Source organism: Gilliamella sp. B3817, from assembly GCF_026536705.1.
Taxonomy (GTDB): Bacteria; Pseudomonadota; Gammaproteobacteria; order Enterobacterales; family Orbaceae; genus Gilliamella; species Gilliamella apicola_I.
Genome location: NZ_JAFNNV010000002.1, coordinates 487,451 through 500,943 on the forward strand (window position 1 = coordinate 487,451; position 13,493 = coordinate 500,943).

A 13,493-nucleotide genomic window follows, 5' to 3' on the forward strand; every position below is an offset into this window, starting at 1 on the left:
ATAAAATAGGACTATTCAAATAAGGTTAATTCAAGTTATAAAAAGGAAATTTAATAGAATCTAACAACCTGTATAGCGAAATTAGATGGCTATTCTTTTATGGCTGACTGAATGCTTACAATCAACAAAAATAGTGACCTTTTTAATGTTATGTATCTTATCTTGGTGGTAAGAGTTAAGACTTTTCCGCGATTAATAAACACTTAAAAAAACTGTAATCAATTTATTAATATTTGATCGTTTTATCATCAGTTTACAAAGTAATGATAAAACCCATGATTATGCGGTTTAGATAAGATAACTTATATATAATAATCTTTAAATAAACTTTCAGTCAAAGGTTTATTTAAAATATCTTCATTAGCTTTACAAAAAATTTTTTTAATTTTTCTTCATTAACTAATGCATTAATTATTATGGAGTTATTTAATTGATTTTATTTAGTACTTATTATTGTTTATTGAAAACAATAATAAGTACTAATTTATTGTTGGCTAAATGATAGGTAACACTAATAAGTCCAATTTAAATAGAATCCGAGTGTTAAATGATTAGTATTAAATTTGTCAGGTTTATGTAGGGGCACGCCAGCAAACATATCATAATAAAGACCAAAGTGACGTCCTCTGATTCCGATAGCCGAACCGACTAATTTTTTACCCGTCAGATTTTCGGAATTTCCCCCAAATACGCCACCGGCATCCAGTCCTAAATATAATTGCTGGTTTAGTGGCGTATACCATATTAAATCATTGCGAATAAACCAGCCATTATCGGCACTTAACATCTCTTCACCATCAAATCCTCGTACCGTCCAACGACTACCAATCGAAAATCGATCCGGTGCAGTTAATTTATTACGTCGAGTGTATTGTCCTTGTGAATCAAGGCTGTATCCAAAATTTTGATTACCGAGTTTAAAAGGCACATAAACGGATAAATTAGCATTAATGATATCGGTTAAAGCACTACCGATTTCAGATTTTTCTTCAAATGCTTTTTGTGCGCCAAACCAACGTACGCCTTTTTGATAAGATGCACCTGCATAAACAACGATATTATCGAAGTAGTGACTATGCTGTAAGCCAATTCGCCAATTGCTTGTTTTGCGCCGCTGAATTTCGATTTCAGTATCATTGATGAAATTGTGAGACTCTCTTAAATTGATGCCATAACTTAATATTGTTTTTTGCGCTTCATTACGGTGCAATACTCGGCTTATTTGAAAATTATAATATTTACTCCGTCCTTTATATTGATAATCGACCACATCCGAAATTTTTTGATTATAGGTATTTGCATACATCGAGGCATCAAAAAGCCAATAACCAAATGGGACAGAATAGGCGAATAGATAATTTTTTGAGCCATAATCGTCCACGCCCTCTAAATTATGTCCACCAGAAACATAAAAACTGTCACTAAGACCAAGTGGATTATCCAAATAAAGTGTGAGCCCACCTTGATAGCGACCCGTACTTTTTGATCCCGAATTATCTAACGATAATCCTATTCGCCAATATTTCGATTGTTGACGTTGGATAACAATATCTGTTTCACCGGCCTCTTCTCCTGGTAATAATTGGATTTGAGCACTGGCAGTTGGGATTCGCTGAAAATTTTCAAGTCCTTGTTCGATAGCGCGTAAGTTAAGTAAATCCCCTTTTTTTAATGGCATATTACTTGTTAAATTGGCTCTGGTGTCACTATCTGATGAATAAAAAATATTTCTTACCGTTCCTTTCAGCAACAATAAAGTAAATGTTCCTGAATTAAGATCTTGTTGAGGCGCCAAAACCCGTGTTGTGATATAGCCATAACTAATAAGCTGATTTTGTAATTCCGTCATCAGTAAATTTAAACCTTTGCCACCCAAGCAACGACCTTCCGCTTGTTTGGCTAACGTATTTAACGGTATGGTAATTGGAAAGGCATCACGTTCTAACAATTCAACATGTTGAATCGGAAAACAAAATTCCTCTTCAGGAAAATTGATCGTCTGAATTTTTTGTAAAGGTGACATTAAACTTACATTAGGTGTTTTAGTTGACAATGCCTCTTCTGTTGCTTTTTGTCTTTCTTGTTGGTAGATCAGCTGCTGATCACTGATCTTTCGTTCTTGTGCTGTCGGTAACTGCTCAGCAAATACGTTATTTGAAAAGATAAAACTTATTACTACAATTAACAATACTCTGATTTTCATCATTTTTCCTATTATTGTATTTTAGTTTGCGCTAATGTTAATTCGATAATCGAATTTAGTCCATAAAAAAATAGACATGCGTTAAAAATAATCAGTTCAATCGTTAAAATCTTTTCTAAATAAAAGAAAATATATTAGGATATATCAGCATGAAAATTTGAAATAAATCGTTTGAAATCTCGCAGGCAATATTTTGATTATACTAATTGATAATTATGATTCTTTTACGTTTAATATTTATGATTATCTTTGTCGAGCTAAAGCCAAAGTTAAAGTGATTAAAAATAATGAGATGACAATTGACCAATTGAAAAAATTGAACTTTTCTAAAATTGTTCTCTCACCAGGACCGGGGAGTCCTAGCAATGCAGGAATAACTCTTTCCGTTCTAGCTGAATTCAATCGTAGCTGCCCAATATTCGGGATCTGTTTAGGACATCAAGCAATAGCACAGTATTTTGGATATGAGATTGTCAAATCTCCGCAACCAATGCACGGTAAACTCGATAATATTAATCATGATGGTCAAGGAATCTTTACTGGAATTGACAATCCACTGACGGTAGTGCGTTATCACTCTTTAATGGTAAGGGATAATTTATTACCTGCATCATCACCACTCATTGTCACCGCACGAAATAAACAAGGATTGATTATGGGATTACGCCATAAATATTTACCTATTGAGTCGGTACAATTTCATCCTGAAGCAATCAAAACAGATTGTGGTTTGCAAATCATCAAAAATTTTGTTCATCAATAGGATTTACATGAAAGTTCATATCGATTTTGAAGGTCAACATAAATATTTTTGCGATCCCATAAAAATATTAGCAACAACTAAAGTGTCATCCATAAAAAAATGCTTAGAAGAGATTGAATCATTTATTGCACAAGGATTTTATGCAGTAGGATATTTAGCCTATGAGAGTGCAATGGGCTTTAATCAGGCTAATCAAACCCAATCCAATCCGCCTCAAGATACCGATTTACCTCTACTATTATTTGGTATTTATGATAAATACTCATCTCACCCCCCTAAATCAATACCTCATTATCAGGCAGAACCATTAGTATTAAGCTGTGATACAACTATTGAAGAATATAATCAAAAAATTGATTTTATCCGTTCTCAAATTGAATTAGGAAATACTTATCAAACCAATTATACCATTCAATTTAAAGCGCCTTTTGACGGAAATCCGATTGATTATTACTATTTTCTTCAAAAAAATAATCAGGCAGATTATTGCGCTTATCTTGAACATGATGATTATCATATTTTATCGATTTCACCCGAGTTATTTTTTAGGATTGAAAATAAAACGATTACCACCAAACCGATGAAAGGCACGGTAGGACGAGGTTTGACTACACAACAAGATAATCAACAACGCCTTTTGCTGATGTCAGAAAAAAATCTAGCAGAAAATATGATGATTGTTGATTTACTTCGCAATGATTTAAGCCAAATTTCCAAACCCGGCACGGTTGTTGTACCAACGCTCTTTTCTGCTGAAAAATATCCAACCGTGTGGCAATTAACCTCAACTATTGAGGGGCAATTAATTGAAGATATTCATTTATTCGACATTTTTCGAGCATTATTTCCATGCGGTTCAATCACCGGTGCGCCAAAAGTTAGTACGATGCAAATTATCGCTCAAATTGAGAACACTGCTCGAGGGGTCTATTGCGGCACGATTGGATATATTGAACCATTTGGACATAAAATGGTATTTAACGTGCCAATTCGCACATTAACGATAAATCAGCAACATATGCATTATGGTGTGGGTGGAGGGATTACCTGGGATTCCACTTCGCAAGATGAATATAACGAAATTTTAATTAAATCAGCAATTTTAAATCGTACAATTACCATACCAGAATACATTATTGAATCACTGTTACTTGAAAATGGTCAGTTTTTTTTATTGGATCAGCATTTAACAAGATTAACTGATTCTGCAAGTTATTTTAATTTTGAGTGCAATATCCGTATCATTAAGTTAGCCCTAATGAATCTGGCAAACACCTATTCTAAAAATTTGTATAAAATACGGATTTTACTTAGAGAAAATGGGCAATTTGAGATTAATCATGATAGTATTATCACGCCTTTGCAAATCGCCGAAATTGAGTTTGCTCCAAATTGTGTTAATAACCAGAATCTCTTTTTATACCACAAAACATCAATTCGGCATCATTTTCCGGCACTAACCCCTGCAAAAGAGTATATTAACTTTAATCAACATGACGAAATCACAGAGTTTGTTAATGGTAATATCGCGTTATTGGTTGATAATCAATGGGTAACCCCCAAAATCACCTCTGGCTTACTGGCGGGGACAATGCGGCAATTTTATTTGGAATCAAAACAATTAGTTGAAAAAACACTGACTAAAAAAGATGTATTATACGCTGAAAAAATTGCATTCATTAATAGTGTTCGCAAATGGGTGGAAATTGATGATAAAGTTTTTAACCACTTCAAACAACAATTAAAAAACGCAATGATATAAAGGTAACGATTTCGCCAACTCAATGGCGAAATGTTATCGAATCACTTAACGTATTATCAAGGTGGCAAAGTCACGCTCTTCATCCTGCCAACCTTTCGATAATGCATTGACTAATGCGGCATAGCCATTATTTTTTAACGCTATACGATGTTCAAAAAATTTTGTTTCAATATTTTCTTTACTATCTTTAACAACCCAACGCCCTTTTATTATCGCATCGCCGGTGTAACTGCCATGAAATCCATCAATAAATAGTTTTACGGTCAATGTTGGGGTAGTAATTGCTTTGGTTGAAACTAAATAATGAGGTAGAAAAATCGCTAAATCTTGTTCTAAACGATCACCAAGTTGTTGTGAAAGCGATGATCCCCATAAATTGTTTGAGGCCGTAACAAACTGAATATTATCCGTTTGCAAAACAATCCCTTGTTTGTTTAAAAAACTAGCTACATCTATGGATTCAATCCATATAAAACCATGCGCTGAATTCAAGGTTTGTGAACGTTGATTTTGTAAATGACTCTCTAATTGAAAGTAATGTTTTTCAGCGGTTCCTGAAGAACAGCCAACTAATGTCGTTAATAATGCCATAATCCCAATTGTAAAAATGCGATTTATTATGCTTTTCATTATTTTTTACCTTTTGCTTTGGGTTCCAAATCTTGTTTAACAGGTGCAGAGAATATTAAAGCATTGCTTTTATCATTCAATGTGCTTAACAATGGCGTTAACTCATCCATCATTTGTTGAATTTTTTGCAAACTCTCTTTTATTTGATTATTCATTTCTGAACCAGGTTGTAATTCTTTCATTGTATCGTTCAATGAGCGTAACGCTTTTTGCAGATCTTTTGGCATCGTTTGCATCTCTTTGCTTGCCATGATCTTATTCAACGAATTCATTAAACGCTCACTCGATGCCAATGATTGATTAAACTGATCCATTGTTTTATTTAATGGTAAATTATTGAAGTTATCTAATAATTGTAAAATTTTAGCTTGTATTTGTGCTATGCCTGTTGAAGTAGTGTCGATGGTATCATAACCATATTGCACAGCTGTTTTTTCATTGTATTCATTTTTTAAATCAGGGTAAAAATCCAAATCAATATACAGCGCACCCGTAAATAAATTTGATGTTTTAAGCGAAGCTCTTAAACCATTTTTTTGTTCTTCCATGATCTGCTTTGCAATATCGATTTTTTCATCCACTAAGTCGGATAAACGATCAGGCTCAATCTTAATTAAGACCGGTACTTTTTGATTCAGTATTGACGATTCATTTAACATGTCTATGGTATAAAATGGCACTTTGCTAACTGTACCGAGTCTTATTCCATGATACTCAACCGGTGCGCCAACATTTAGCCCCGATATGGAATCTGAAATCATGATCAGGAACTCTTTATATTGAGTGTATTGAGATTCTTGTATCGACTTTTTATCATCGTATAATTGATATAATGCATACTGCTGTGCTGGAGCCCCCAATTTAGATCCGTCGGGTAAATCAAAACTGATTCCCCCAGATAACAGAACATCTAAAGAAGGAAAATTCAAACTTGCCCCCATAGAAGAAAGTGTTAAATTAACTCCACCTTCTTTCCAAAATCTAACATTTTGTGTCACTAGCGCATCATAAGGCTCTTTGATGAAAATTTGATATTTCATTTTACGCGCTTCAACATCAAATAACGAGGTTTCTACATTCCCTACCCGATAGCCTCTAAACATCACTGAAGCACCACGCGGTATCATTCCGCTTTGATCACTTTCTAAATTTAACCGAATACCCTTAATACTAGGATCGGATATGGGTGGCGAATCGGACAATTCAAACGGATCATTTTTAAAGCTATGTTTATCATTTCCTGCGACTAATTCAATATAAACACCCGATAAAATCGTACCTAATCCCGTAACTCCATCACGCCCTATTTCTGGTTTAACCACCCAAAATATGGAGTCATTTTTAAGCAAAGGCTCCATATTTTTATAGATTCGTCCTTTGATGACAACTTGATTATAATCATCCGATAACGTCACTTGATCTATTATGCCTACATCAACACTACGATTTTTAATCACCGTTTTTCCAGCAACAATACCACTAGCATCTTTTGCCAGCAAAGTGAAGGATGTACCTCTATCAGCAAAATGAGAGTAAATTATCCAAAGCCCAACAATTACAGTAACAATAGGGATAATCCATATTGCTGAGATAGCTCTGATTTTGATAATTTTTGCTAATCTATTTGAATTTGTCATATGTTTCCTATAACGCTAATTTCTAATTGGTCTACGATCCCAAATTAATCGAGGATCAAATTTTTGCGATGCAATCATTGTCACAATTACGACGGTGGCAAAAAATACAACACCAATATCTGGATATACCCCCATCATTTGTTGATTTCTAACTAAAGAACACACGACAGAAACCACAAAGATATCAATCATTGACCATTTACCGATAAATTCGACAGCACTATATAATTTTTTCATTCTCAAACAATTTTGTTTATTTTTTCGCTTAACCGCTAAGGCAAAATAACAAAGCCAGCTAAGTGAAATAATTTTCAAAATTGGAATAACAACACTCGCTGTAAAAATAATTAACGCAACAGGAACATCACCCGCTTGCCACATATAGATGACCCCATCCATAATGGTTGAAGTCGATGATGAACCAAATACAACCGTTATCATAATGCCATATAAATTTGCTGGAATATAAATTAGTAATGAAGTTGTTAGTAATGCAATCGTCCATTGTATTTTATTACGGTTTCGAATCTGACTTTTCTGTTTGCATCGAGGACATTTAGCATACTCAAAAGGAACAATAGCCTGACAACAGCTACATAACTTTAATTTTTGACTGATTGCCGTTTTACCTGTTTTTAATTCGCCTTTAGCAAAATTATTTGTTTTAATCTCATTCCAAATTGCATCCGGAGAAAAAATAACTAACGCTTTTATATAAAAAAAGGCAAATAAACAAAAAGCCCAAAAAGAACTGGTTACGCCGATATTACCGTAACTCATCAACTTAACAAAGCTAACCAGTACCCCTGTTAGAAATATTTCTGGCATGCACCAGTGTTGAAATCTTTCGTATACAACTAACAGATCTCTTTTGCGATATTTTGAAAGCTCTATTTTAGAGCAAAGTAGCGCAATAATTGCTAAATTAATAACGGGAAAAAGCAATACAAACACGACAAAAAGCGCCGAAATATAACTGTAATTATCATCAAATAGTGTTTTAGGTATATCAATAACACTCACGCCATTAAAATTACCGACCAGACGAATATCAATAAATATAAAATGACTTGCTGCGATAACCATTATCAATGCACATATGGCGTAGATTAGCGCTTTAAACTTCATATCTGCATTATTTTTAGCTAAGGTGGTATTACAACGAGGACATACCGCCTTATGTTTCAAAAGAATATCAGATAGCTCTACAACCAAATCGCAATTTGGGCACAATTCATATTCATTACATTGTTTATCAATGGTCATTATTTTCCTTTATGTAAGCGCTAATGAGATATGTAAAAAAAGTTAAGTTTAGCATAACATTTAAGTCTAAAGCTTTAAACAATTTGATCGACAAAAAATTGACTTCACTAAGATTAACTTAATCCGTATATGACTTATTAATCGCATTAAACTCACAGTAACAAATACCATTTTGCAGGAAAAACGAGCAAATAATATCCAATTTTTACCTTATTTACTTTCTATTTTTTCAATTATTTTTTTTGATAAACAAGTTCATTGGTTTTTATTTGTCTCAATGTATTGCTGGCTAACACTTATCTCGAATTGAACTAAACTATCTCTATTTTTAGTCCCTCACTTAAGTCTAAATTAGCGCATGAATTTAGTCGACATCATGAAAAAAAACATTTTATTATGTATCAGTTATTATCTATTTTATTTAAAGCAAAAAAAACTTGATACTGTATAACAATACAGTATAATACCACCCAATATGCTAACTCAGTGGAATTTTATTATATGAACGAAAACAAACAACGTGCACTTTCAGCAGCATTAAGTCAAATCGAAAAACAATTTGGTAAAGGTTCTATTATGCGTTTAGGGGATACCCAAACGTTAGATGTTGATGCCGTCTCAACTGGTTCTTTAGGACTTGATATTGCATTAGGCATTGGTGGCTTACCAATGGGGCGAATAGTTGAAATTTTTGGACCAGAATCATCAGGTAAAACCACATTAACATTATCGGTTATTGCACAGGCTCAAAAAGAAGGTAAAACTTGCGCATTTATTGATGCAGAACACGCCTTAGATCCAATTTATGCAGCTAAATTAGGCGTACAAGTTGATGACTTATTAGTTTCACAACCCGACACCGGTGAACAAGCACTTGAAATTTGTGATGCATTAGTTCGTTCTGGCGCAGTTGATGTGATCATTGTCGACTCGGTAGCAGCATTAACACCTAAAGCTGAAATTGAAGGTGAAATGGGTGATTCGCATATGGGGTTACAAGCTCGTTTGATGTCACAAGCCCTGCGAAAACTTACTGCAAATATTAAAAATGCGAATTGTTTAGTCGTATTTATTAACCAAATTCGGATGAAAATTGGTGTGATGTTTGGTAACCCAGAAACCACAACTGGTGGTAATGCACTTAAATTCTACGCATCTGTTCGTTTAGATATCCGTCGTACTGGTGCAGTAAAAGAAGGCGAAGATGTGATTGGTAGTGACACACGAGTTAAAGTTGTTAAAAATAAAGTCGCAGCGCCATTTAGACAAGCTGAATTTCAAATACTATATGGTTGTGGTATTTCTAAAGATGGTGAATTAATTGATTTAGGTGTCAAACATAAATTAGTTGATAAAGCGGGGGCATGGTATAGCTATAACGGCGAAAAAGTGGGTCAAGGAAAAGCGAATTCAATTAAATTTTTACAAGAGCATCCCGAAATTGCCAATGAACTTGAAACTAAATTACGAGAACTATTATTAAATAGTCCTGCGGTTTTTTCTGATGAAGACGCATCACCAGAAGATGAAAGTTTTGAGTAATGAGCAAAAAACTCAATAAATCTATCTTAAATAAAGCTGTGCAATTACTTGCACAGCGTGACCATTCATCCTATAAATTAAACCAAAAACTAACACTATTTTTTGCCAAAAAAATCAAAAGTTCGGACGAAGAGTATCACGAACAATACCATCAACTTAGCTCAGAAATTAATGATGTTATTGAGTATTGTATTGAGCAAAATTGGATGAATGATGCCCAATATATTGAAAAATATATTACTATGCGAGCTAACAAAGGATATGGTAAATACCGAATTGCATTAGAACTTAAGCAACGAGGTTTACCAACTGACTTAAGCCGTGAAATTCTGAATAATTCAGATATAAATTGGTCTGAAATTGCTCACCAACAATTAATTAAAAAATTTAAACAAATTGATCCCAAAAATAAACCTTTGTGGTACAAAAACATACAATTCTTAACAACCCGAGGTTATACACAAGATGATGTAAAAAATGTGTACAGTTTGTTGACTTAAACTGGTAAAATATCTAAAATGTATTCAATCGAAGTTTGAACGATACCCTTTACGAATAAAGCTCACTAGGTCATTTTATTTTTTCCTTATTTACTTGTAATATTAGCTAGATTCACTGCAGTATAAAGAACATCTACTATTCAACTTTAGTTGTAACGGGTATATTACTATATTTAAATATCTATCATTTTTATATGGAAGCCTAAATGAAAAGCACTGCAGAAATTCGTCAAAATTTTCTTGACTTTTTCAATAGCAAAGGACACGAAATCGTAGCAAGTAGTTCCCTTGTTCCACATAATGATCCAACATTACTATTCACTAATGCTGGAATGAATCAATTTAAAGATGTATTTCTTGGTATAGATAAACGTCCTTATAGTCGAGCAACAACAGCACAACGTTGCGTACGCGCTGGCGGTAAACATAACGATCTTGATAATGTTGGCTACACAGCTAGACATCATACTTTCTTTGAAATGCTAGGTAATTTTAGTTTTGGTGATTACTTCAAACGTGATGCAATTCATTTTGCATGGGAATTATTAACCAGTAAAGAATGGTTTAATCTTCCAAAAGATAAGCTTACTGTTACTGTTTATGAAACAGATGACGAAGCTTATGCTATTTGGGAAAAAGATATCGGTATTCCAAAAGAACGTATTATACGAATTGGCGATAATAAAGGTGCACCTTATGCATCTGATAACTTTTGGCAAATGGGTGATACCGGCCCTTGTGGACCGTGTACCGAAATTTTTTATGATCATGGTGATCATTTATGGGGTGGACCGCCAGGTAGCCCTGAAGAAGATGGTGACCGTTTCATTGAAATTTGGAACATCGTCTTTATGCAGTTTAATCGCCATGCCGACGGTACCATGGAGCCTTTACCTAAACCTTCTGTTGATACAGGTATGGGACTTGAACGTATTGCTGCCGTACTGCAACATGTTAACTCTAATTACGATATTGACTTATTTAAACAGTTAATTAAAGATGCAGCTGAAATTATTCAAACTAAAGATTTAGAAAATAAATCTTTGCGAGTTATTGCCGATCATATTCGATCTTGTGCGTTTTTAATTTCAGATGGTGTGATGCCTTCCAATGAAGGTCGTGGCTATGTATTACGTCGAATCATCCGACGAGCAGTACGACATGGTCATATGCTTGGCGCAAAAGGAATATTCTTCTATAAACTGGTAAAACCATTAATTAACGTAATGGAAAATGCCGCAGTAGAATTAAATAATAATCGTGAACATGTTGAAAATACCCTGAGACTAGAAGAAGAACAATTCTTAAAAACATTAGAACGTGGTTTATTCTTACTTGATCAAGAATTAGCAAAAATTACAGGTCATGTTTTACCGGGTGATATTGCCTTTAAGCTTTATGATACTTACGGTTTCCCATTAGACTTAACGGCTGATGTCTGCCGTGAAAAAAATATCACGATTGATGAAGTCGGTTTTAATAACTGTATGGAAGAGCAACGAAAACGCGCGCGTGAATCAAGTTCATTTAGTGTTGATTATAGCAATGTGATTAAACTTGATGAGGTAACTGAATTTTTAGGTTATCAAGCAACAGAATCTTCCGCAAAAGTTATAGCGATTTTTAAAAATGGCCAAAAAGTTGACAGTATTCATGCCGGTGAAGACGCTATTGTGATATTAGATAAAACCCCTTTCTATGGTGAGTCTGGTGGTCAAATTGGCGATAAAGGTGTCTTAACCAATGCTAACCTTGAATACACCGTTTTTGATAGTCAGAAATATGGTAAAAGTATTGGTCATTTAGGGCAGATCGTAAAAGGATCCCTAAAAGTTGGTGATAATGTTACTGCAGCGATTGATGTTGAGCTACGTGAACGCATTCGTCGTAATCACTCTGCTACACATTTATTGCAAGCTGCACTGCAACAAATTTTAGGCAATCATGTTCATCAAAAAGGTTCATTAGTCAATGATAGCTATCTGCGTTTTGACTTTTCACATAATCAAGCCATAACAGCAGAGCAAATTACTGAAATTGAAAATCTGGTGAATCAACAAATACGTCGTAACTTACCTGTCGATATTGAGTTAATGCCAATAGATGAAGCTAAAAATAGAGGCGCTATGGCATTATTTGGTGAGAAATACGAAGACATTGTTAGAGTGCTAACAATGGGAGATTTTTCGATTGAATTGTGCGGAGGTACGCATGTTGATCGAACTGGTGATATAGGTCTATTTAAAATTACCTCAGAATCCAGCATTGCTTCTGGTGTTCGTCGTATTGAAGCTACAACAGGGCAAAATGCAATGGAGTACATACACCATGAATCCAATTTGTTAACGCAAATTGAACAATTGGTAAAAAGCGACAAATCTACAGTTTTAGTTCGTATTGAGCAATTGCTTGAACAAACTAAACAGTTAGAGAAAACCATAGAGCAATTAAATGCACAAAAAGCTAGCCAACAAAGTGCACAACTGCTCAATCAATGTGAAAACATTGGTAATAAAAATTTGCTAATCGCTAAACTTGATAATGTCGAAGCGAAACAATTGCGCACAATGATTGATGATCTTAAAAATCAATTGAAGTCTGGAGTAATTGTTCTTGCTGCTGTTAATGGTGACAAAATTAATTTAGCTGCTGGTGTAACAAATGATTTAATTAATATTGTTAAAGCTGGCGAATTAGTATCTCAATTAGCATTAATGGTAGGTGGTAAAGGTGGTGGGCGGCCTGATTTCGCCCAAGCAGGTGGAATGGATCTTTCAGCGTTACCAGGAGCGTTATCTTCTGTGAAAAAGGAAATCAGTAATAAATTACAAGCTAGTTAGTGAGATAGATTCGATTGACTTAAAACAAGCCAACAGAGTTTGTCTTTTAAATCCATTATTGTGTTTATTGATGGACTAACGAAGCTACTTTTTATAACAGTTTGGATATATAAATAACTGAGAGTAGGAGATCGAATGTTAATTTTAACTCGGAGAGTAGGTGAAACACTAATTATTGGTGACGATGTTGTTATTACCATTTTGGGCGTGAAAGGCAATCAGGTCAGAATTGGTATTAATGCACCTAAAGAAGTTTCTATTCATCGTGAAGAAATCTATAACAGAATCCATCAAGCACAAAACAAGGCTGATGAGGTTTCTGAGCCTAAAGAATAGCAATATTTTGGGCA

General features: G+C 34.2%; 10 protein-coding genes. 6 read left to right on the forward strand and 4 right to left on the reverse strand.

Going from position 1 to position 13,493, the window contains the following annotated elements; all coding sequences use genetic code 11:
* Window positions 1-511: 511 nt before the first annotated feature.
* Window positions 512-2,203 carry a ShlB/FhaC/HecB family hemolysin secretion/activation protein gene (locus J3U36_RS04835; protein ID WP_267351733.1) on the reverse strand — a complete coding sequence of 564 codons (1,692 nt, stop codon included), beginning with the start codon at window positions 2,201-2,203 and terminating at the stop codon, window positions 512-514.
* 193 nt (window positions 2,204-2,396) lie between these two features.
* Here J3U36_RS04835 and J3U36_RS04840 point away from each other — a divergent pair, with 193 nt between their 5' ends.
* Window positions 2,397-2,966 (forward strand): anthranilate synthase component II, encoded by a 570-nt coding sequence (locus tag J3U36_RS04840; RefSeq protein WP_267377876.1) that lies wholly within the window; start codon window positions 2,397-2,399, stop codon window positions 2,964-2,966.
* Between the two features lie 7 nt (window positions 2,967-2,973).
* Window positions 2,974-4,728, forward strand: coding sequence for an aminodeoxychorismate synthase component I (gene pabB / locus J3U36_RS04845; protein WP_267377874.1), 1,755 nt, complete (start codon window positions 2,974-2,976; stop codon window positions 4,726-4,728).
* A 45-nt stretch (window positions 4,729-4,773) separates the two neighbouring features.
* Here pabB and J3U36_RS04850 read toward each other — a convergent pair whose 3' ends face one another.
* From J3U36_RS04850 to J3U36_RS04860, 3 genes are read right to left on the reverse strand one after another with little or no spacing between them, the layout of a single operon-like run.
* The gene (locus tag J3U36_RS04850; RefSeq protein WP_267351737.1) at window positions 4,774-5,358 is read right to left on the reverse strand and encodes a PqiC family protein; all 585 of its coding nucleotides are present in this window, start codon (window positions 5,356-5,358) and stop codon (window positions 4,774-4,776) included.
* Entirely contained in the window at window positions 5,358-6,995 is a 1,638-nt protein-coding gene (pqiB, locus tag J3U36_RS04855; protein WP_267377872.1) for an intermembrane transport protein PqiB, read from the reverse strand. The genes J3U36_RS04850 and pqiB overlap by 1 nt, the downstream gene beginning before the upstream one ends.
* 15 nt (window positions 6,996-7,010) lie before the next feature.
* Complete coding sequence (locus J3U36_RS04860; protein WP_267377870.1) at window positions 7,011-8,261, reverse strand: PqiA/YebS family transporter subunit; 1,251 nt, start codon at window positions 8,259-8,261, stop codon at window positions 7,011-7,013.
* 501 nt (window positions 8,262-8,762) lie between these two features.
* Between J3U36_RS04860 and recA the strand changes: the two genes are divergently transcribed.
* From recA to csrA, 4 genes are all read left to right on the forward strand, one after another.
* The gene (gene recA, locus J3U36_RS04865) at window positions 8,763-9,803 is read left to right on the forward strand and encodes a recombinase RecA (protein WP_267351741.1); all 1,041 of its coding nucleotides are present in this window, start codon (window positions 8,763-8,765) and stop codon (window positions 9,801-9,803) included.
* On the forward strand, window positions 9,803-10,303 hold the full coding sequence (locus J3U36_RS04870; protein WP_267377868.1) for a regulatory protein RecX: 501 nt from the start codon (window positions 9,803-9,805) through the stop codon (window positions 10,301-10,303). Before recA ends, J3U36_RS04870 begins: the two co-directional genes overlap by 1 nt.
* A gap of 206 nt (window positions 10,304-10,509) precedes the next feature.
* The gene (alaS, locus tag J3U36_RS04875) at window positions 10,510-13,143 is read left to right on the forward strand and encodes an alanine--tRNA ligase (RefSeq protein ID WP_267377866.1); all 2,634 of its coding nucleotides are present in this window, start codon (window positions 10,510-10,512) and stop codon (window positions 13,141-13,143) included.
* A gap of 135 nt (window positions 13,144-13,278) precedes the next feature.
* Window positions 13,279-13,479 (forward strand): carbon storage regulator CsrA, encoded by a 201-nt coding sequence (gene csrA / locus J3U36_RS04880; RefSeq protein ID WP_065559044.1) that lies wholly within the window; start codon window positions 13,279-13,281, stop codon window positions 13,477-13,479.
* Window positions 13,480-13,493: the final 14 nt, after the last annotated feature.